Source organism: Kitasatospora sp. NBC_00458 (genome assembly GCF_036013975.1).
GTDB lineage: Bacteria > Actinomycetota > Actinomycetes > Streptomycetales > Streptomycetaceae > Kitasatospora.
Genome location: NZ_CP107904.1, coordinates 1,218,699 through 1,241,995 on the forward strand (window position 1 = coordinate 1,218,699; position 23,297 = coordinate 1,241,995).

The following is a 23,297-nucleotide window of genomic DNA, read 5'->3' on the forward strand; positions in this document are numbered from 1 at the left end:
CCTCGTCGGTGGCGTTCTCCAGGTCCAGGTCGTCGAACCCGTCGTCGCCCGGCCCGTCCGCGGGACCGGCGTCCCAGCGGTCGACCAGTGCCTTCAACCGGGCCAGGACCGAGGCGCGCTCCGCGCCCGGGCCGGCCAGGGCCCGCTCAAGCGCGGCCAGCGACTCCAGCGCGCCGATCTCCGACCCGGGCTCCCCGCTGGGCAGTTCGGCGAGCAGGTACTCCGCGACGGCCGCCGGGGTCGGGTGGTCGAAGACCAGCGTGGCGGGCAGGTCCAGGCCGGTGCCGGCGCTGATCCGGTTGCGCAGTTCGACGGCGGTCAGCGAGCTGAGGCCCAGCTCCCGGAACGCCTTGTCCGCGGCCACGCTGCTGGTGTCGGCGTGGCCGAGCACGGCCGCGGCCTCCCGGCGGACCAGGTCGAGGAGCGTCGCCTCGCGTGCCTCCGGCTCGTCGAGCGCGGCCAGCCGGGCCACCCACGGCGCGGGGCCGTCGGTCGCGGACCCCGCCTGGACGACGGAGGCGGTGACCGTCGTGTTGGTGACGGTCGCGTCGAGCCAGTACCGCTCCCGCTGGAAGGGGTAGTTGGGCAGCGCGACCGGACGCGGCCGGGCGGCGGCGAACAGGCCGGGCCAGTCGACCCGCACGCCGCGCACCCACAACTCGGCGGCGGAGAGCAGGAACCGGTCCAGCCCGCCGTGGTCGCGCCGGAGCGTTCCCGCCACCACCGAGCGGCGGGCGGCGTCCGCCGCCTGGAGGGTCTCCTGGATCGGCACCGTCAGCACGGCGTGCGGGCTGACCTCGACGAAGACCGTGTGCCCGGACTCGGCGAGCCGCCGGGTGGCCTCCTCGAAGCGGACCGTCTCGCGCAGGTTGGTCACCCAGTACTCGGCGTCCAGACCTGCCGTGTCGACCCAGTCGCCGGTGACCGTGGAGAGCAGCGGGACGTCCCCGGTGCGCGGGCGGACCGGTGCCAGCAGGTCGAGCAGCTCCTCTCGCAGGCCGTCCACCTGGGCGGAGTGCGAGGCGTAGTCGACCGGGATCAGCCGGGCCCGGACGTCCTCCGCCCGGTAGCCGGCCACCAGTTCGGCCAGCGCCTCGGGCTCGCCGGAGACGACGGTCGCCGACGGGCCGTTGACCACCGCGACGGAGAGCCGATCGTCCCAGGCGGTGATCCGCTCGCCGACCTCGGCGGCGGGCAGCGCGACCGAGGCCATGCCGCCGGCCCCGGAGAGGGCGAGGATGGCCCGGCTGCGCAGGGCCACCACGCGGGCGCCGTCGGCCAGCGAGAGGCCTCCGGCGACCACGGCCGCCGCGATCTCGCCCTGGCTGTGGCCGACCACGGCGTCCGGCCGGACGCCGTGCGCCTGCCAGAGCTCGGCGAGCGAGACCATCACCGCCCAGAGCACCGGCTGCACCACGTCCACCCGGTCCAGGCCGGGGGCGCCGGGGGCACCGCGCAGCACGTCGGGCAGCGACCAGTCGGTGTGCGGGGCCAGGGCGGCCGCGCACTCCTCGATCCTGGCGGCGAACACCGGTGCGGTGTCGAGGAGTTCGACCGCCATGGCGGCCCACTGGGAGCCCTGGCCGGGGAAGACGAACACCGTCCGGCCGGTCACGTCGGCGCTGCCGGTGACCAGTGCGGCGGCCGGGTCCCCGGCGGCGAGCGCACGCAGCGCGGCCGGGTCGCCGACGGCTACGGCCCGCTCCTCCAGCCCGCCCCGGGTGGTGGCCAGGGCGTGGGCGACGTCCACCCGGAGGCCGGCGGCGGACGCCGGTCCGGCGGGCACCGCGTCCGGCGTACCGGCGGCGGACGGCGCCGCTTCCGGTGCTCCCGCGTCCGGCCCTGCGGGCACCGCCAGCAGGTCGGCCACCCGGGCCGCCTGGGCGCGCAGCGCCTCGGCCGTCCGGGCGGAGACCGGGTAGGGCAGCACGGCGGGAGCGGTGCCGCGCTCGGCGGTGGCCGCCTCCGGAGCCTGCTCGATGATCACGTGCGCGTTGGTGCCGGAGACGCCGAAGGAGGAGACCGCCGCCCGGCGCGGCCGCCCGCCGGCGGGCCACTCGCGGGCCTCGGTGAGCAGTTCCACCGCACCCACCGACCAGTCCACGTACGGCGAGGGCTCGTCGACGTGCAGGGTCTGCGGGAGGACGCCGTGCCGGATCGCCTGGACCATCTTGATCACGCCCGCCGCGCCGGCCGCCGCCTGGGTGTGGCCAATGTTGGACTTCAGCGAGCCGAGCCAGAGCGGACTGCCCTCCGGACGCCCCTGCCCGTAGGTGGCCAGCAGGGCCTGCGCCTCGATCGGGTCGCCGAGCGTGGTGCCGGTGCCGTGGCCCTCGACCGCGTCCACGTCGGCGGTGCCCAGGCCCGCGTTGGCCAGCGCCTGGCGGATCACCCGCTGCTGGGACGGGCCGCTCGGAGCGGTGAGGCCGTTCGACGCGCCGTCCTGGTTGACCGCGCTGCCCCGGACCACGGCGAGCACCGGGTGGCCGTTGCGCCGCGCGTCCGACAGCCGCTCGACCAGCAGCAGCCCGACGCCCTCGCCCCAGCCGGTGCCGTCCGCCGCACCGGCGTAGGCCTTGCAGCGGCCGTCCGCGGAGAGGGCGCGCTGGCGGGAGAACTCGACGAAGGTGGTGGGGGTGGACATCACGGCCACCCCGCCCGCCAGCGCCAGGTCGCACTCGCCGGACCGCAGCGACTGCGCGGCCAGGTGCAGGGCGACCAGCGAGGAGGAGCAGGCCGTGTCGACCGTGACCGCCGGGCCCTCGAACCCGAAGGAGTACGAGATCCGGCCGGACGCCACGCTGCCCGCCGTGCCGTTGCCCAGCCAGCCCTCCAGCTCCGCCGGGACCTCGCGGACGCGCGGCGCGTAGTCGTGGTACATCACCCCCGCGAAGACACCGGTCCGGCTGCCGCGCAGGGTCGCCGGGTCGATGCCGGCGCTCTCCAGGGCCTCCCAGCTGGTCTCCAGCAGCAGCCGCTGCTGCGGGTCGGTGGCGAGCGCCTCGCGCGGCGAGATGCCGAAGAAGGCGGCGTCGAAGTCGGCCGGGCGCTCCAGGAACCCGCCGTGCCGGGTGTACGAGGTGCCCGGGCGGTCCGGGTCCGGGTCGTACAGCGCGTCGAGGTCCCAGCCGCGGTCGTCCGGGAACTCGCTGACGGCGTCCCGGCCCTCGGCGACCAGCCGCCACAGCTCCTCCGGCGTGGCGACTCCGCCGGGCAGGCGGCAGGCCATGCCGACGATGGCGATCGGCTCGTCGATCCGCGCCGCCGGGGCCTGGGCCCGGAACGCCGCGGCGTCGTCCGGGAGTCCGGCGGGCGCGAGGGTGCCGAGGAGCTCGCCGCGCAGGTGGTCGGCGAGGGCGGTCGGGCTGGGGTGGTCGAAGACCAGGGTCGCGGAGAGCCGCAGCCCGGTGGCGGCGGTGATCCGGTTGCGCAGCTCCACGGCGGTCAGCGAGTCCAGGCCGAGGCTGGTGAACGACCGCTGGACGCCGACCGATTCGGCGTCGGTGCCGAGCACGGCGGACACCTCCTCGCGGACCAGCCGGAGCAGCGCCGCCTGGCGCTCGGCGTCGTCCGGCAGTGCGGTGAGCCGCTGGGCGAGCGTCGCCCCGCCGGCCGCCGTGGCCGGTCCGCCGGTTCCGGCCGTGCGCCGGGCCGGGCGGACCAGGCCGCGCAGCAGCGCGGGGACGGGGCGACCGCGCAGCGCGGCGAGGTCCAGCGGGGACGGCACCAGGGCGGCGTGCTCGGACAGCCGCTGGGCGGCGTCGAACAGCCGGACACCCTCGGCCGAACCGATCGGCCGGATGCCGAACCGCGCCAGCCTCGCGTGGTCGGCGGCGGTGAGGTGGCCGGTGATGCCGCTGGCCTCCTCCCACTGGCCCCAGGCCAGGGACTGGGCGGGCAGGCCGATGGAGCGGCGGTGCGCGGCGAGCGCGTCGAGGTAGGTGTTGGCCGCGGCGTAACTGGCCTGCCCCGGGCTGCCGAGGACGGCGGCGACGGAGGAGTAGAGGACGAACGCGGCGAGGTCGTGGCCGCGGGTGAGCTCGTGCAGGTGCCGGGCGCCGTCGGCCTTGGGGGCCCAGACCGCCGCGAGGCGCTCGGGGGTCAGGGCGGTCAGGACACCGTCGTCGACGATGCCCGCGGTGTGGACCACGGCCGTGAGCGGGTGCTCGGCGGGGACCGCGCCGATCGCGGCGGCCAGCGCCTCGCGGTCGGCGGTGTCGGCGGCCGCGATCGTCACCGAGGCGCCCAGTGCGGCGAGTTCGTCCCGCAGCGCGGCGGCGCCGGGCGCGTCCGCACCGCGGCGGGAGAGCAGCAGCAGGTGCCGCACCCCGCGCTCGGCCACTAGGTGCCGGGCCAGGATCGCCCCGAGCGTGCCGGTGCCGCCCGTGACGAGCACCGTGCCCTCCGTGTTCCACGGCCGGTCCGCACCGACCTCGGGCACGGCCGCCCGGACCAGCCGGGGAACGCGGACCGTGCCCTCGCGCAGGGCGAGTTGCGGCTCGCCGCCGGCCACCGCGGCGGCCAGCGCCGCCTCGGAGGCGGGCGTGCCGTCGGTGTCGACCAGGACGATCCGGTCCGGGAACTCGGACTGGGCCGAGCGCAGCAGGCCCCAGACCGGGGCGGTCCCGAGGTCCGGCGTCTCGGTGTCGTCGACGGCGACCGCGTGGCGGGTCAGGACCACCAGGCGGACGCCCTCGCGGGAGTCGTCCGCCAGCCAGGACTGCACCGCCGCCAGCGTGGCGGACAGGTCGCCCTCGGCGTGCAGCGGCTCCCAGGCGGACTCGTCGGAGGCCTCGGCCGTCGACTCGGGCCACTCGACGGCGAAGAGGGTGTCCCGGCCGACGGCCGGTGCGGTGCCCAGCTGCTCCTCCTGGACCGGCCGGGTGACCAGCGAGGCGACCGAGATCACCGGCCGGCCCGCCGGGTCGGTGGCCTCCAGGGTGTAGGTGTCCCGGCCGGTGACGGTCACGCGGATCCGCAGCTCGGTCGCGGCCGAGGCGTGCAGGGTGACGCCCCGGTAGGCGAAGGGCAGCCGGCGGACGACGGCACCGCTTGTGCCGTCGGCCGTGTCGCCGGCCGTGTCGCCCGTACCGCCGTCGAGGGCGGGCAGCTGGGCGGCGGCGTCCAGCAGGGCGGGGTGCAGGCCGAACCGGGCCGCGTCGGCGGTCAGCTGCTCCGGCAGGACGGCCGTCGCGTGGAGCGTGGAACCGTCCCGCCAGACCTCCCGCAGGCCCCGGAACGCGGGCCCGTAGTCCAACCCGACGGCGGCCAGCAGCGCGTACGCCTCCTCCGGGGAGAGCCGCTCGGCGGTGTCGGCGGGCGGCCAGGCGAAGGTTTCGGCGGCGACGGACGCGGTGGAGAGCAGTCCGCTCGCGTGCCGGGTCCACTCGCCGGAATATGTCGACCGGTCTACAGAGGAAGGCGAGGAATCGGCAGACCGGTCTACAGAAACGGAATCTGCCGATCGGTCTACATATTCGCCCCGGCCCGCCTGCGGGGCAGGACGCGAGTGGACGGTCACGGAGCGCAGGCCGGTCCCGTCCGCCTCGCCGACGGCCACCTGGAGCTGCAGCGCACCGCGCTCCGGGAGGACGAGCGGGGCCTCGACGACCAGTTCGTCGAGCGTGCTCGCCCCCACCTCGTCGCCCGCCCGGATCGCCAGCTCGACCAGTGCCGCGCCGGGCGCCAGCACCGTGCCCAGCGCGACGTGGTCGGCCAGCCAGGGGTGGGTGGACAGCGAGACGCTGCCGGTGAGCAGGAGGCCCGCCGAGCCGGCCGGTGCCACGGCCGCGCCGAGCACGGGGTGCTCGACGGCCGCCAGACCGAGGCCGGCCGCGTTCCCCGTCCGGGTGGCGTTCTCCAGCCAGTAGCGGCGGCGCTGGAACGGGTAGGTCGGCAGGTCGACACGCGGACGGCGCTCGCCGCCGAACAGTGCGGTCCAGTCGACGCGGTGGCCCTGGACGTGGATCCGCGCCAACGCCCCCACCACCGTCCGCGCCTCCGCACGATCCCGCCGCAACGCAGCCACCGTCACCGGACCGTCGAGAATCCCCTCCACCAACCCCGCAAGCGTCCCGTCCGGACCCAACTCCACGAACGTCGAAACACCCTCCGACGCCAACTCCCCCACCACATCCGCAAAACGCACCGCCTCACGCACCTGACGCACCCAATACCCCGGATCCGCCAACTCCCCCGCCGACGCCACCCGACCCGTCACATTCGACACCACCGGAATCGACGGCGCCCGAAACTCCAACCCCTCCGCCACCACCCGGAACTCCGCCAACATCCCATCCAAATGCCCCGAATGAAACGCATGACTCACCCGCAACCGCCGCGAACGACGACCCGCAAAACGCCCCCGAACCTCCTCGACCCCCACCTCATCACCCGACACCACCACCGACAACGGACCATTCACCGCCGCGACATCCACCCCCGCCACCAGAACAGCCCGCACCTCCTCCTCCGACGCCTCCAACGCCACCATCGCCCCACCACCCGGCAACGCCTGCATCAAACGAGCCCGCGCCCCCACCAGAACCGCCGCATCCTCCAACGACAACACCCCCGCCACATGCGCAGCCGCCAACTCACCGATCGAATGCCCCGCCACGAAATCAGGCCGAACACCCCACGACTCGAACAAACGGAACAACGCCACCTCCACCGCGAACAACGCCGGCTGCGTCCACCCCGTCTCATCCAAACCCACACCCGAAACGATCACCTCACCCACCGGCAACCCCAACGCCCCCACCACCGCATCGAACGCAGCAGCGAACACCGGCTCCGACCCATACAACTCACGACCCATACCCACCCGCTGACTCCCCTGCCCCGAGAACAGGAACGCCAGACCACCGGAGCCGGCGGTGCCACGGACGACGTCCGGACCGTCGAGGTCGCGCAGCGCGCCCGCGTCCCCGAGGACGACGGCCCGCTCCTCCAGGGCGGCACGCCCCGTCACCAGCGACTGCGCGACGTCCACCGGCGAACCGGAGCCGGAGCCGGAGCCGACGGCGGACTCGGCGAACTCGGCTATCCGCAGGGCCTGTTCGCGCAGCGCCTCGGGAGAGCGCGCCGAGACCACGAACGGCACCACGGACGGCGCAACCGACGCCACCACGGCGGTCGCACCGACAGACGCACCGTCAGGCGCCACGGCGGACTCCGCCGTAGGAGCCGCAGCGGACTCCGGCCGGGCGGCCGGAACCACGACGGCCGCGGGCTCCGGCGCCTGCTCGACGATGACGTGCGCGTTGGTCCCCGAGACGCCGAACGCCGAGACGCCCACCCGGCGCGGACGGCCCGCGTCCGGCCACTCCTGGGCCTCCGTCAGCAGCCGGACGGTGCCGTCCGACCAGTCGACGTGCGGGGACGGCTCGTCCACGTGCAGGGTGCGCGGCAGCACGCCGTGCCGGATCGCCAGCACCGACTTGATCACCCCGGCCACCCCGGCCGCCGCCTGGGTGTGCCCGATGTTGGACTTCACCGACCCCAGCCAGAGCGGACGGTCCGCCGGACGGCCCTGCCCGTAGGTGGCCAGCAGCGCGTGCGCCTCGATCGGGTCGCCGAGCGTGGTGCCGGTGCCGTGCGCCTCGACCGCGTCCACGTCGGCGGTGCCCAGGCCCGCGCCGGCCAGCGCCGCCCGGATCACCCGCTGCTGCGAGGGACCGCTCGGGGCCGTCAGGCCGTTGGAGGCGCCGTCCTGGTTGACCGCCGAGCCGCGCAGCACCGCCAGCACCTCGTGGCCCAGCCGGCGTGCGTCGGAGAGCCGCTCGACCAGGAGCAGCCCGACGCCCTCCGCCCAGCCGGTGCCGTCGGCGGCCGCCGCGAAGGCCTTGCAGCGGCCGTCGGGAGACATCGCGCGCTGGCGGGAGAACTCGACGAACGTGGTCGGCGTGGTCATCAGCAGCACGCCGCCCGCCACCGCGAGGTCGGACTCGCCGGACCGCAGCGACTGCGCGGCCAGGTGCAGGGCGACCAGCGAGGAGGAGCAGGCCGTGTCGACCGTGACCGCCGGGCCCTCGAAGCCGAAGGTGTAGGAGATCCGGCCGGAGGCGACGCTGCCCGCGTTGCCGATGCCGAGGTAGGCCTCCAGCTCCGCCGGGACGTGCTGGGCGGCGCCGGCGTAGTCGCGGCCCGAGATGCCGGCGAAGACGCCGGTGCGGCTGCCGCGCAGCGCCGTCGGGTCGATGCCGGCGCGCTCGAAGACCTCCCAGGTGGTCTCCAGCAGCAGGCGCTGCTGCGGGTCGATCGCGGGCGCCTCACGCGGCGGGATGCCGAAGAACTCGGCGTCGAACTCGCCGATGCCGTCGAGGAATCCGCCGTGCCGGGCGTAGGAGGTGCCGGGCCGGTCGGGGTCGGGCGAGTAGAGGGTGTCGAGGTTCCAGCCGCGGTCGGCGGGGAACTCGGTGAGCGCGTCGACGCCGTCCGAGACCAGTCGCCAGAGGTCCTCGGGCGAGGCGACGCCGCCAGGGTAGCGGCAGGCCATGCCGACGATGACGATCGGGTCGACGTCGGCCGCCGGGCCGGTGCCCGCACCGGACGCCGCGGCGGTGCCGCCGGCGGGCAGGGTGTCCGACGGCTCGTCGGCGCCCCACAGTTCGCCGGCCAGCCAGTCGGCGAGCGCGATGGGCGTCGGGTGGTCGAAGACGACGGTGGCGGGCAGCCGGCGGCCGGTGAGCGCCCCGAGCCGGTTGCGGAACTCGACGGCGGTCAGCGAGTCGAAGCCCTGCTGGCCGAAGGCCTTGGCCGGGTCGACGGCGTCGGCCGAGCGGTGCCGCTGGACGGCGGCCGCCTCCGCGCGGACGAGGCCGAGCAGGCTGCGGCGCCGCTCGGCGGCGGGCAGCGGGGCGAGGCGGGCCAGTGCGTCGCCCTCCGCGGCGGCCGCCGGGGAGGCGGCGGTGGCGGCGGTGCCGCGCGGGACGAGTTCGGCGACCAGCGGGTGGGGCCGGTCGCGGAACAGGGCCGGCCAGTCGACGTCCGCGACGACCAGGTGGCTCTCGTCGTGGTCCAGTGCCTGGCCGAGCAGTTCGACGGCCTGGACGGGCGGCAGGGAGGCCAGGCCGTGCCGGAGCAGCTGCTGCTCGGCGCCGTCGGCGGCGATGCCCGCGCCCGCCCAGTGTCCCCAGGCGATCGAGGTGGCGGGCAGGCCGGCGGCGCGGCGTTCGGCGGCGAGTGCGTCGAGGTAGGCGTTGCCGGGCGCGTAGTTGGCCTGCCCGGGGATGCCGGCGACGCCCGCCAGCGAGGAGAACAGGACGAACGCGGACAGCTCGTGCCCGGCCGTCAGCTCGTGCAGCAGCCGGGCGGCGCCGGCCTTGGCGCGCAGCGCGGCGGCGAGCTGCCCGGGGGTGAGGGTGGGGATGAGGCCGTCGTGCAGGGCGGCGGCGGTGTGGACGACGGCGGTGAGCGGCAGCTCGGCGGGGACGGCGTCGAGCACGGCCGTGAGCGCCGCCCGGTCGGCGACGTCGGCGGCGGCGAAGGTCACCCGGGTGCCGAGGGCGAGGAGTTCGGCCTCCAGGGCGGACGCCTCGGGGGCGTCGGCGCCGCGCCGGCTGACCAGCAGCAGGTGCTCGGCGCCGCGGCCGGCCAGCCAGCGGGCCACGTGCCCGCCGAGGGCGCCGGTGCCGCCGGTGATCAGGGTGGTGCCGCGCGGCTCCCACGGCCGGCCCGCCGTCCGGTCACCGGTGGTGCCGTCGCCGGTGCCGCCGGTGGTGGTGGTGTCGGTGGTGGTGGTGTCGGTGGTGGTGGTGTCGGTGGTGTCGTCGGCACCCTCCGCCGTACCGTCCGCCCCGGGCGCCCCGGGCGCCCCGGGCGCCGCAGCGGGGACGGCGGCGACCGGCGCGGCCGGCACCAGGCGGCGGGCGAAGGCTCCGGCCGGGCGCAGTGCCAGCTCGACCTCCCGCTCCCCGGAGGCGTCCGCGAGCAGCGCGGCCGCCTGCTGCCAGGTGCGCCGGTCGGGCGCCGCCGGCAGGTCGAGGAGCCCGCCGAAGAGGGCCGGCTGCTCGGCCGCGAGGATCGCGCCGAAGCCCCAGACGAGGGCCTGCTCGGGGTCGGTGACGGGGTCGGTGGAGCCGGTGGCGACGGCGCCCCGGGTGAGGTACCAGACGGGCGCGGCCAGGCCGGTGTCGTCCAGTGCCTGGGCCAGCGCGACCTGGGCGGCGTGCGCCCACGGCAGGTCGTCGTGCTCGGGGTGCCGGCCGGGGTGCAGGCCGAGCAGCGAGACGACGCCGGTGACCGGCGCCGCCTCGGCGGCCGCTCCGCCGCCCTCGCCCGCGCGGTCCGCCGAGCCCGCGCGGTCCGCCGCCCCGGTGAGGGCCGCCGAGCCGGTGAACGCCCCGGTGAGGGCCGCGGCGAGCGCGGCCCGGTCGACGCCGCCGACGAGCACCTCGACGGTGCCGCCGAGCGCGGCGAGCGCCTCGCGGAGCCCCTCGGCCCAGTCGGATCCGGCCGCCCCGGGCAGCCCGGCCGCGGTTCCGCCGGCCGTCCCGGCCGTGCCCTCGCCGACGGCCGGCGCCACGTCCTCCGGGACGACGAGCAGCCAGCGTCCGGCCGCACGCGCCGCCGGGACGGTGACCGCCCGCCAGGTGAGGCGGTGGCGCCAGCCGTCGGCCGCGGTGGCGGCGCGGCGGCGGTCCCACCAGGAGGCGAGCGCGGGCAGGACGGGGACCAGCCGGTCGCCGTCCACGCCGATCGCCTCGCCGAGCCGCCCGGCGTCCTGCCCGGCGACGAGGTCCCAGAACACGCTGTCCCCGGCGGGCCCGGCACCGGCACCCGCGCCGGCCGCCGACAGGTTCTCGGGCGAGCGGCTGGCGTCCAGCCAGTACCGCTGCCGCTGGAACGGGTAGCCGGGCAGGTCGGCGTGGGCGGGGCGGGCGCCGGGGAAGGCGGCCGACCAGTCGACGGCCACGCCCCGCACGTACAGCTCGGCGACGGAGGTGAGCCAGCGGTCGCGGTCGCCCCGGCCGCGCCGCAGCGAGCCGGTGACGACGGCGTCGGCGACCCCGGCGGCGTCCAGGGTGTCCTCGATCGCGCCGGTGAGCACGGGGTGCGGGGAGACCTCGACGAACACCGTGTGGCCGGACTCGGCGAGCCGGCGGGTGGCCTGCTCGAACCGGACGGTGTGGCGCAGGTTCCGGTACCAGTAGCCGGCGTCCAGTGCGGCGGTGTCCTGCCACTCACCGGTCACGGTGGACAGCAGCGGGACGGTCCCGGCGCGCGGGCTGACCTCGGCCAGCAGGGCGAGCAGTTCCTCGCGCAGGGCCTCGGTCTGCACCGAGTGCGAGGCGTAGTCGATGTTGACGGGGCGCACGGTGGCGCCGTCGGCGGTGTAGGCCTCGGTGAGTTCGGCGAGGGCGTCGAGGTCGCCGGAGACCACGGTGGCCTGGGGGCCGTTGACGACGCCGATGGAGAGCCGGCCGGGCCAGGCGGTGATCCGCTGCTCGACCTCGGCGAGCGGGCGGGAGACCGAGACCATGCCGCCCTTGTGGGAGATCCGGGCGAGCAGCTTGGCGCGCAGAGCGACGATCCGGGCGGCGTCGTCCAGGCCGAGCCCGCCGGCCACGTAGGCGGCGGCGACCTCGCCCTGGCTGTGGCCGACGACGGCGTCGGGGCGGACGCCGTAGGCCTGCCAGAGTTCGGCGAGCGAGATCATCACGGCCCACAGGACGGGCTGCACGACGTCGACCCGGTCGGGGTCGGGGCCGTCGGCCGCGCCCCGGACCACGTCGAGCAGCGACCAGTCGGTGTGCGGGGCGAGGGCCTCGGCGCAGCGGGTCAGGGCCTCGGCGAAGACGGGTTCGGTGTCGAGCAGGCGGGCTGCCATGCCCGTCCACTGGGAGCCCTGGCCGGGGAAGACGAAGACGGTGCGGCCCGGGGTGCCGGCGCGGCCGCGGACCACGCCGGGGCCGTCGAGGCCGCGCAGCGCCGCGAGGCCGTCCACCCCGAGACCGCCCGCCCCGAGACCGCCGAACGCGAGACCGCCGGCCGCGCCCACCGGGGCGACCAGGACGGCGCGCTCCTCCAGGGCGGCGCGGCCGGTGGCGAGGGTGTGGGCGGCGGCCACCGGGTCGGGGCCCGGGAGCCCGTCGCCGTGCCCGCCCGCGAGCCGGTCGGCGACCCGGACGGCGTGGGCCGCGAGCGCCTCGGGGGTGCGGGCGGAGAGGACGTAGGGCAGCACCTCGGGCGCGGCCGCGGCGGCGCCCGTGGCCGTGTCGGGGGCCTGCTCGACGATGACGTGCGCGTTGGTCCCGGAGACGCCGAACGCCGACACGGCGGCGCGGCGCGGCCGGTCCAGCGCGGGCCACTCCTGCCGCTCGGTGAGCAGCCGGACGGTGCCGTCCGACCAGTCGACGTGCGGGGACGGCTCGTCCACGTGCAGGGTGCGCGGCAGCACGCCGTGCCGGATCGCCAGCACCGACTTGATCACCCCGGCCACCCCGGCCGCCGCCTGGGTGTGCCCGATGTTGGACTTCACCGAACCGAGCCAGAGCGGCTGTTCGCCGCTGTGCGCCCGCCCGTAGGTGGCGATCAGCGCCTGGGCCTCGATCGGGTCGCCGAGCCGGGTGCCGGTGCCGTGCGCCTCGACCACGTCGACGTCGGCGGCGGTGAGCCCGCCGGAGGCGAGCGCCTCCCGGATGACGCGCTGCTGGGAGGTGCCGCTGGGAGCGGTGAGCTGGCTGGAGCGGCCGTCCTGGTTGACGGCGGAGCCGCGCAGCACGGCGAGCACGCGGTGGCCGTTGCGGCGTGCGTCGGAGAGCCGCTCCAGGACGAGCAGGCCGGCGCCCTCGCCCCAGCCGGTGCCGTCGGCGGCGGCGGCGAACGGCTTGCAGCGGCCGTCGGGGGCGAGCCCGCGCTGGCGGCTGAACTCGATGAACATGCCCGGCGCGGAGAGCACGGTGGCGCCGCCGGCCAGGGCGATCGAGCACTCGCCGGAGCGCAGCGAGCGGGCGGCCAGGTGGAGCGCGACGAGCGAGGAGGAGCAGGCGGTGTCGACGGTGACGGCCGGGCCCTCCAGGCCGAGGCTGTAGGCGATCCGGCCGGAGGCGACGGAGGTGGTGGTGCCGGTGAGCACGTAGCCGTCGGTCTGCTCGGCCGGCAGGTGGTGCATGCTCGGCCCGTACTCCTGGGCGATGACGCCGGCGAAGACGCCGGTGCGGCTGCCGCGCAGGGTGGCGGGGTCGATCGCGGCGTCCTCCAGGGCCTCCCAGGCGGTCTCCAGGAGGAGGCGCTGCTGGGGTTCGGCGGCGAGCGCCTCGCGCGGCGAGATGCCGAAGAAGTCGGCGTCGAACTCGCCTGCCTCGTAGAGGAATCCGCCTTCGCGGGCGTAGCTGCGGCCGGGCTTGGCGGGGTCGGGGTCGTAGAGGTGGTCGAGGTCCCAGCCGCGGTCGGCGGGGAACGGGCCGACGACGTCGCGCTCGTCGCTGACGAGCCGCCACAGGGCCTCGGGGGTGTCGGCGCCGCCGGGGAAGCGGCAGGCCATGCCGACGATGGCGATCGGCTCCTCGGTGCCGCCGCCGGCCGCCTTGGCCTCGGCGTCGCGCAGTCGCTGACGGGTCTGGTGGAGCTCGGCGGCGACCTTGTTGAGGTAGTCGCGGAGCTTCTGCTCGTTGGTGCTCATCTCTGCGTTGGCCTCTCTCAGGAAATGCCGAGCTCGTTGTCGATGAAGTCGAAGATGTCGTCGTCGCTGACGTCGGTGATGCGGGCGGCGAGGCCGTCGTCGGCCTCGGGGGCCGCCGGGTCGGCCGGTCCGGCCGCGGTGACCGGTACGCCCAGGGCGGCGAGCAGCGCGGTGAGCCGGGCCGCGGCGCCGGCCCGGGCGTCGGGGTCGTCGCCGAGGGCGGCCAGGGCCTGCTCCAGCCGGTCGAAGTCGGCTGACGGGTCGGCCTGTCGCGGCTCCGGGGCGGGGGCGAGCCGGTCGCGCAGGTGGGCGGCGAGGGCGGCCGGGGTGGGGTGGTCGAACAGGGCGGTGGTGGGCAGTCGCAGACCGGTCGCGGTGTTGATCCGGTTGCGCAGTTCGATCACCCCGAGGGAGTCGAACTCGCTGTCCATGAAGCCGATGTCGCTCTGGATCGCGGTGGCGTCCGGGTGGCCGAGGACGGCGGCGGCGGTGGAGCGGACCAGGGCGAGCAGCTGCCGCTCCTGTTCGGCGGGCGGTTGTCCGGTGAGCCGGGCGGTCAGGGCGGCGGGTCCGTCGGCGCCGGCCGCGGCCGGGCGGGGGCGCTGCCGGGCGAGTCCGCGCAGGACGGGGGCGAGCCGGTCGGCGGGGACGGGCCCCGGGTCGAGGCGGGCGGCCGCCAGGGCGGGGTAGGGGGTGGTGAGCGCGGCGTCGAAGAGGGCGAGGGCCTGCTCGTTGGTCATCGGGGCGAGGCCGGTGGCGGCGAGGCGTTCGGTCTCGGCTGCGGTGAGTCCGGCCGCCATGCCGCCGGCCTCGGCCCAGTGGCCCCAGGCGAGCGAGACGGCGGGCAGGCCGCGGACCGCCCGGTGCTGGGCGAGTGCGTCCAACTGGGCGTTGGCGGCACCGTAGTTGGCCTGGCCGGGGTTGCCGAGGAGGCCGACCGCGGAGGAGAAGAGGACGAATGCGGCGAGGTCGAGGTGGGCGGTGGCGCGGTGCAGGTGCCAGGCGCCGTCGGCCTTGGCCCGCCGGACGGTGCGCAGCCGCTCGGGGGTGAGCGAGCCGAGCACGGCGTCGTCCAGCACACCGGCGGTGTGCACGACGGCGGTCAGCGGGTGGTCGGCGGGGACGGCGGCGAGGAGCGCGGCGACGGCGTCCGGCTCGGCCAGGTCGGCGGCCGCGAGGGTCACGGTGGCCCCCAGCGCGGTCAGTTCGTCGCGGAGTCCGGCGGCGCCGGGTGCGTCGGCGCCCTTGCGGCCGGCCAGCAGCAGGTGGCGGACGCCGTGCCGGGTGACGAGGCGGTGGGCGACCAGCCGGCCGAGGGCGCCGGTGCCGCCGGTGACCAGGACGGTCCCGCCGTCGGCGAGCCCGGTCGGCAGGGTGAGGGCGAGCTTTCCGGTGTGCCGGGCCTGGCTGAGCCTGCGCAGTGCCTGCGGAGCCTGCCGGACGGACTGGGCGTGGACGGGCAGCGGCTGCAGTTCGCCGCGCTCGAAGAGTCCGGACAGTTCGGCGAGGATGGCGGCGATCCGGTCCGGGTCGACGTCGAACAGGTCGAAGGCCAGGTAGGCGGCGCCGTCGTGGTCGGCGGCGACGGTGGCCGGGTCGCGCTGGTCGGTCTTGCCCATCTCGACGAACCGGCCGCCGGGCGAGAGCAGGCGCAGCGAGGCGTCGGTGAACTCGCGGGCCAGTGCGTTGAGGACGACGTCGACGCCGCGGCCGCCGGTGGCGGTCCGGAAGGACTCCTCGAAGTCGAGGGTGCGGCTGGAGGCGACCCGGTCGCCGGCCAGGCCGAGGCCGCGGAGCACGCCCCACTTGCCGGGGCCGGCGGTGGCGAGCACCACCGAGCCGCCGTGGCGGGCGAGTTGGACGGCGGCCTGGCCGACGCCGCCGGTGGCGGCGTGGATCAGGACGGTCTCGCCCGGCTTGAGGCCGGCGAGGTCGTAGAGGCCGTGGTAGGCGGTGAGGAAGGCGACGGGGGCGGTGGCGGCCTGGGCGTGGCTCCAGCCGTCGGGGATGCGGGCGAGCAGCCGGTGGTCGGTGACGGCGATCGGTCCGAGGGTGCCCTGGACGAGGCCCATGACCCGGTCTCCGGGCTGGAGTCCGGTGACGCCGGGGCCGGTCTCCAGGACGGTGCCGGCGCCCTCGGCGCCGATGCTGGCGCCGCCCGGGTACATGCCGAGGGTGATCAGGACGTCGCGGAAGTTGAGTCCGGCGGCGCGCAGGGCGATCCTCACCTCCCCGGCGGCGAGGGGGCGTTCGGCCTCGGGGGCGGGCAGCAGGGCGAGCGAGTCGAGGCTGCCGGGGGTGGTGGTGTCGAGCCGCCAGGCGGGGGCGGTGCCGGGGTCGAGGAGGTCGGCGGGCCGGGTGCGGACCAGCCGCGGGACGCTGATCTCCCCCGCACGCAGGGCCAGTTGGGGTTCGCCCGAGCCGATGGCGGTCGACAGTGCGGTCGAGAGCGCGGCGGACGGGTCGGTGGTTCCGGCGGCCTCCGGTGCGGCGTCGACGTCCACCAGGGTGAACCGGTCCGGGTGTTCGGCCTGGGCGCTGCGCACCAGGCCCCAGACGGCGCCGGCGGCCGGGTCGGGCACGTCCTCGCCGGGGTGGGTGGCGACGGCGTGTTCGGTGACCAGGACGAGGGTGCCGGTCCGTTCGCCGTCCAGCCAGGTGTGCAGCAGGGCGAGGGCCTGCTCGGCGGTGCGGACGGGGGCGAGCACGGTCTGCCCGGCGGTGGCCGCGGCGAGGTCGGTGAGCACCGGGTGCTCCCCCGCCGGGGCGAGCGGGCGGGCGTCCCGGCCCCGGTCGGCGAGGACGGCCCAGCCGGTCGCCGGGGTGCCGTCGAAGGCCAGGGGCTGCCAGTCCAGCCGGTACAGCGAGTCCGGGCCGGCGGCGGCCGGGGCGCGCAGGGTGAGCGCGCCGACGGTGGCGACCGGGAGACCGGCCGGGTCGGTGAGCTCCAGGGCGACGGTGTCCTGGCCGGCCGGGGTGATCCGGGCCCGCAGGGCGGCGGCGCCGGAGCGGTGGACGGTGACGTCCCGCCAGGAGAACGGGAGGACCGTCCGCTCGGCGTCCAGGACCACGGCGTGCAGGGCGGCGTCCAGCAGGGCAGGGTGCAGCGCGTAGGCGTCGGCGTCGGCGGCCGTCGGGGCGATCTCGGCGTAGCGGTCCTCGCCGAGGGCGGCGGCGGAGGCGAGGCCGCGGAAGGCGGGGCCGTACTGGTAGCCGCGCTCGGCGAGCCGGTCGTAGGCGTCGTCGAGGGCGAGGGGGGCGGCCGCGGCCGGGGGCCAGGCGGCGGTGTCCGCACCGGGGGCGGCGGGTGCCCGGTCGGCCACCGTGCCGGTGGCGTGGGTGGTCCACTCGGCGCCGTCGGCGCCCTGGGTGTCCGGCTGGGAGCGGATCCGCAGCGGCCTGCGGCCCTCGCCGTCGGCGGCGCCGAGCAGCGCCTGGAGCCGGATGCCCGCGGTGGCGGGCAGCGCGAGCGGGGCGGCCAGGTCCAGCGACTCGACGTGGGCGGCGCCGGCCCGCAGCGCGGCCTGGACGGCGAGTTCGAGGAAGGCGGTGCCGGGCAGCAGGACGGTGCCGGCGACGGTGTGGTCGGCCAGCCACGGGTGGGTGCGCAGCGAGATCCGTCCGGCGAGCAGCCAGCCCTCGCCGTCGGGGAGTTCGGTGGCGGCGGAGAGCAGCGGGTGGCCGGTGGCGGCGAGTCCGGCGGCGTCGGCGGCCCGGCCGGCGGGCTGGTCGAGCCAGTGCCGGCGGCGTTCGAAGGGGTAGGTCGGCAGGTCGGTGCGGGTGGGGCCGGCGGGCAGGGCGGTGTCCCAGTCGACGGGGACGCCGTGGACGTGCAGGCGGGCGAGCGCCTCGGCGACGGTCGCCGGCTCGGGCCGGTCGGCGCGCAGCAGGGCGGCGAGCGCCCGCGGCGTGTCGGGGCCGGCGGGGCCCGCCTCATCGCGGCCCGCCTCCGCGGCGCTCTCCTCGGCGAGGCTCTCCTCGGCGAGGGCGGTGAGCACCGGGCCCGGCCCGAGCTCCAGGTAGGCGGTGGTGCCGAGCCCGGCCAGGGTGCGGACGCCGTCGTGGAAGCGGACCGCCTCGCGGATGTGCCGGACCCAGTACCCGGGGTCGGTCAGCTCGGCCGCCGTGGCGAGGGCCCCGGTCAGGTTGGAGACGACCGGGATGCGCGGCTGGTGGTAGGTCAGCTCCTCCGCCACCGCGCGGAACTCGTCCAGCACGGCGTCCATGTGCGGCGAGTGGAAGGCCCGCCCGACGGTGAGCAGCTTGACCCGCCGCCCGCGCGCCCGCCAGGACTCGGCGAGCCGGCGGACCTCGTCGCCGTCGCCGGAGAGGACGACCGAACCGGGCCCGTTGACGGCGGCGACCGACACCCGCCCGTCCAGCTCCGGCGCCACCTCGGCCTCGGTGGCCCGGACGGCGGCCATCGCGCCGCCCTGCGGCAGCGCCTCCATCAGCCGGCCGCGGGCGGCGACCAGCGCGACGGCGTCCGGCAGCGTGAGCACGCCGGCCAGGTGGGCGGCGCTCAGCTCGCCGATCGAGTGCCCGATCAGGTGGGCGGGGCGCAGCCCGTAGGCGTCCGTCGCCAGCCGGTGCAGCGCGACGTGCAGGGTGAACAGCGCGGGCTGGGTGTAGGCGGTGGTGTCCAGCAGTTCGGCCCGGTCGGTGCCGGGGGCGGCGAACAGGACGTCCTTCAGCGGTACGGCGAGGTGCGGTTCGAACAGTCCGGCGATCTCGTCCACCGCGGCCGTGAACACCGGTTCGGTGTCGTACAGTTCGCGTCCGGCCCCGGCGCGCTGGCTGCCCTGGCCGGAGTAGAGGAAGGCCAGCCGGGGCGTCCGGGCCGCCGTGGCGCTGAGCACTCCGGGGGCGTCCTCGCGGCCGTCGGCCAGCGCCCGCAGGGCGTCGGCGCGCTCGGCGGCTCCGGCGCCGAGCACGGCGGCCCGGTGCGGGAAGTGCGTGCGGGTGGTGGCCAGGGCGCGGGCGAGGCCGGGGGCGGCGGCCCCGGGCGCGCCGTGGCCGGCGAGGTCGAGCAGGCGGGCGGCCTGGGCGCGGAGGGCCGGTCCGGTGCGGGCGGAGAGCAGCAGCGGGGCGTGCCCGTCCGGTGCCCCGGCGGCGGCCGGGTCGGGGGTGCGCGCGACGGTCCCGGCCGGCGGGGCCTCCAGGATCAGGTGGGCGTTGGTGCCGCTGATCCCGAACGAGGAGACGGCGGCCCGGCGCGGACGGCCCGTCTCGGGCCAGGGCGTGGTGCGGTCCGGGAGGCGGACGTCACCGGCCGTCCAGTCGACGTGCGGCGAGGGCGCGTCCAGGTGCAGGGTGCCCGGCAGTTCGCCGTGGTGCAGGGCCTGCACCAGCTTGATCACCCCGGTCACGCCGGCGGCGGCCTGGGTGTGGCCGATGTTGGACTTCGCCGAGCCGAGCAGCAGCGGGTGCTCGCGGTCCTGGCCGTAGGTGGCGAGCAGTGCGCGGGCCTCGATCGGGTCGCCCAGCGCGGTGCCGGTGCCGTGCGCCTCGACCGCGTCGACCTGGCCGGCCGTCAGTCCCGCGTTGGCGAGGGCCTGGCGGATCACCCGCTCCTGGGCGGGGCCGTTGGGGGCGGTGAGCCCGTTGGAGGCGCCGTCCTGGTTGACCGCGCTGCCGCGGACCAGGGCCAGCACCCGGTGCCCGCGCCGGCGGGCGTCGGAGAGCCGCTCCAGCAGGACCAGCCCGGCGCCCTCGGCCCAGGCGGTGCCGTCGGCGTCGGCGGCGAACGGCTTGCAGCGGCCGTCGGGGGCGAGTCCGCGCTGGCGGCTGAACTCGGTGAACATGCCCGGCGAGGACATCACCGTCGCCCCGCCCGCGATGGCCAGGTCGCACTCCCCCGAGCGGAGCGCCTGCGCGGCCAGGTGGATCGCCACCAGCGACGAGGAGCAGGCGGTGTCGACGGTGATCGCCGGGCCCTCCAGGCCCAGCGCGTAGGCCAGCCGGCCGGAGGCGACGCTGGTGAGCGTGCCGGTCAGGGCGTGCCCCTCGTAGCCGGGGGGCGTCTCGTGCAGGCGCGGCCCGTAGTCCTGCGGCATGACGCCGACGAACACGCCGGTGCGGCTGCCGCGCAGGGAGGCCGGGACGATCCCGGCGCGCTCGGTCAGCTCCCACGCGGACTCCAGCAGCAGGCGCTGCTGCGGGTCGGTCGCGGCCGACTCGCGCGGGGCGAGGCCGAAGAACGCGCCGTCGAACTCGTCGGCGCCGTAGAGGAACCCGCCCTGCCGGGTGTAGGAGCTGCCGGGGCGCTCGCCGTCCGGGTCGTAGAGGGCGTCGAGGTCCCAGCCCCGGTTCTCCGGGAACGGGCCGATGGCGTCGCGGCCGGCGCGCAGCAGCTCCCAGAGCTGTTCGGGGGTGTCGGCGCCGCCGGGCCAGCGGCCGCTCAGGGCGACGATCGCGACCGGGTCCTCGTCGGGGGTCCCGGCGGCGCGCGCCGCGGAGGCGGTGACGGCGGCGGCGGCCGTGGGCGTGCCCGTCCGCTCGGTCAGGAAGGCGGCGACGGCGCGCGGGGTGGGCCGGTCGTAGACCAGGCTGGTCGGCAGGGCGCGGCCGGTCGTGCCGGCCAGCCGGTCACGGAACTCGACGGACGCGACGGAGTCGAAGCCGAGGTCCTTGAAGGTGCGGTCCGGGTCGACCGCGTCCGGGCCGCCCGGCTCCCCGAGCACGATCGCGGCGCCCGCGCGGACCGCCGCCAGGGCGGCCTCCTCGCTCAGCGCGTCCGCGCCCGGGGCCTGCGCCCCCGGGCCGTCCTCGATCAGGGCGCCGGCCAGGGCCGCGTCGCCGTACTCCGGCGCCTCGTGGGCGGGCACCGGCCCGGTCGGCAGGCCCGCGGCGCCACCGGCCAGCCAGAGCCGGCGGCGCTGGAACGCGTAGGTGGGGAGTCCGGTCAGCCGCTCGCCCGGGCCGTAGAGGGCCGACCAGTCCACCACGCCGCCGCGGGCGAAGAGTTCGCCCACCGCGCCGTGGAACTGGGCCAGCCCGCCGTGGTCCCGGCGGAGCGTGCCGCCGACCGCCGCCACGCCGTCGGTCAGCTGCCCGAGCCCGACCGTCAGCACCGGGTGCGGGCTGCTCTCCACGAAGGCCCGGTGCCCGGCGGCCAGCGCCGCGCGCACCGCGGTCTCCAGCCGGACGGTGCCGCGCAGGTTGCGGAACCAGTAGCCGGCGTCGAGCCCGGCGGTGTCGAACCGCTCGCCCGTGAGGGTCGAGTAGAAGGCGACGGACGAGGTCCGCGGGCGGATCCCGGCGAGCAGGACGGGCAGGCTCTCCCGCAGCGGCTCCATCTGCGCCGAGTGCGAGGCGTAGTCGACGGGCACCGGCTTCGCCCGCACGCCCTCCGCCCGGTACTGCTCCACCAGGTCGGCGACGGCCTCGCGGTCGCCCGAGACCACGGTCGCGGACGGGCCGTTGACCGCGGCGATCCCGAGCTCCTCCGACCGCCCGGCGATCCGCCCGGCGACCTCCTCGGCGGGCAACGGGACGGCCGCCATGCCGCCCCGGCCGGTCAGGCCCAGTCCGGCGATGGCCTGGGAGCGCAGCGCGACCACCGCGGCCGCGTCCTCCAGCGAGAGCGCGCCCGCCACGTGGGCGGCGGCGATCTCCCCCTGCGAGTGCCCGATCACGGCGTCGGGCCGGACGCCCGCCGACTCCCAGAGCGCGGCCAGCGACACCATCACGGCGAACAGCGCGGGCTGCACCACGTCGACCCGCTCCAGGTCCGGCGTGCCGGGCTCGCCGCGGAGCACCGCCCCGAGCGACCAGTCGACGTGCGGCGCGAGGGCCTCCTCGCAGGCGGCGATCTTGGCGGCGAACACCGGTGCGGTGGCGAGGAGTTCACGGGCCATCGCGTCCCACTGGGTGCCCTGGCCGGGGAAGACGAGCACGGTGCCGGTGCCACCGGGAGCCGGGCCGTCGGCGACGGCGCGCCCCTGGGACAGGCCGGCGGCCTGGCCGCCCTCGGCGAGCGCGCCGAGGGCGGCGAGCAGACCGCCCCGGTCGGTGCCGGTGACGGCGGCGCGGTACTCGAAGGCGGTCCTGGTGGTGGCCAGCGCCCGACCCAGCGCCACCGGGTCGGGCTCGGTCCGGTCGGCGAACTCCCGCAGCCGGACGGCCTGTTCGCGCAGGGCGGCCGGGGTGCGGGCGGAGAGCGGCCAGAGCAGCGGGCCGGCGGCGGCCGGAGCGGCGCCGGGCAGGTCCGCCGCGTCCTCGTCGGGCGCGTCCTCGCGGGGCAGCTCCTCGTGCGCCCCGTCCGCCGGCGTCGCGTCCGCCTGCGCCGCATCGGCGTCCGGTGCGTCACCGGACCCCGTCGGCGGGGCGGTCTCCGGGACGTCCGCCACCAGCACGTGCGCGTTGGTGCCGCCCACGCCGAAGGAGCTGACGCCGGCGATCAGCCGGCCGTCGGCGTCCGGCCACGGCCCCGACCCGGTCCGGACCGCGATACCGAGCCGCTCGAACGGGATGTCCGGGTTCGGCGTGTCGAAGTTGAGGCTCGCGGGGAGCCGGCGGTGGCGCACCGCCAGCACCGTCTTCAGCAGGCCGACGATCCCCGAAGCACCCTCCAGGTGACCGACGTTGGTCTTCGCCGAGCCGACCAGCAGCGGCCGCTCGACCGGACGCCCGGCGCCCAGCGCCGCGCCCAGGCCGGCCGCCTCGACCGGGTCGCCGACCCGGGTGCCCGTCCCGTGCAGCTCGACGTACTGGACCAGCCCGGGGGCCACCCCGGCCCGGCGCGCGGCCTCGCGGACCACCGCCGCCTGGGCGTCCGCGCTGGGCACGGTCAGGCCCTCGGTCGCGCCGTCGCTGTTGACCGCGCTGCCGAGCAGCACCGCGTGGACGCGGTCGCCGTCCGCCACCGCGCGGGTCAGCGGCTTCAGCACCAGCAGCACGCCGCCCTCGCCCCGCACGTAGCCGTTGGCCCGGGCGTCGAAGGTGTGGCAGCGGTCGTCGGGCGAGAGTGCGCCGAACCGGTCGACGGTGAGCGTCGAGTCGGGCGACAGGTTGAGGTTGACGCCCGCCACCAGGGCGGTGTCCGACTCCCCGCCGCGCAGGCTCTCCAGGGCCAGGTGGACGGCGACCAGGGAGGAGGACTGCGCCGAGTCCACCGTGAGGCTGGGGCCGCGCAGGTCGAGGGCGTAGGAGACGCGGTTGGCGATGATGCCCCGGTTGAGGCCGGTGAGGCTGTGCCGGGTGATCGCGCCGGCCCCGGTGGTCAGGGTGGTGTAGTCGGCGGCGATGGCGCCGACGAAGACGCCGGTGCGGCCGCCGGCCAGGGTCCCGGGCAGGAGGCCCGCGTCCTCCAGCGCCTCCCAGGCGAGTTCGAGGACCAGCCGCTGCTGCGGGTCGGCCGCGGCCGCCTCGGCCGGGGAGAGGCCGAAGAACTCGGGGTCGAAGCGGTCGACGTGGTCAAGCCACCCGGCCGCCCGGGGCGGCTCGCCACCGGCGAAGCGCTCCGGCGGGACGGCGCCGACCGCGCTCGCACCGGTGTCGAGCAGCCGCCAGAACGCCTCCGGGTCCGCCGCTCCCGGCAGCCGGCAGGCGACGCCGACGACGGCCACCGCCTCGGGCGGGCCGGGCTGCGGTGCGGACGGGTCGAGGGGGTCCAGGCGCGCCATGGTGGGTTCCACTCCTGAGGGCCGGTTGCTCGGTGATGGCCCCA

At 77.3% G+C, this 23,297-nt stretch carries 1 protein-coding gene and 1 pseudogene; both read right to left on the bottom strand.

What is annotated here, in order from left to right:
- Positions 1 to 202 precede the first annotated feature (202 nt).
- Positions 203 to 13,585, bottom strand: a pseudogene (locus tag OG550_RS04190) (SDR family NAD(P)-dependent oxidoreductase); the annotation flags it as partial.
- Between the two features lie 59 nt (positions 13,586 to 13,644).
- Positions 13,645 to 23,253 (bottom strand): type I polyketide synthase, encoded by a 9,609-nt coding sequence (locus tag OG550_RS04195; RefSeq protein WP_327674626.1) that lies wholly within the window; start codon positions 23,251 to 23,253, stop codon positions 13,645 to 13,647.
- Positions 23,254 to 23,297 lie beyond the last annotated feature (44 nt).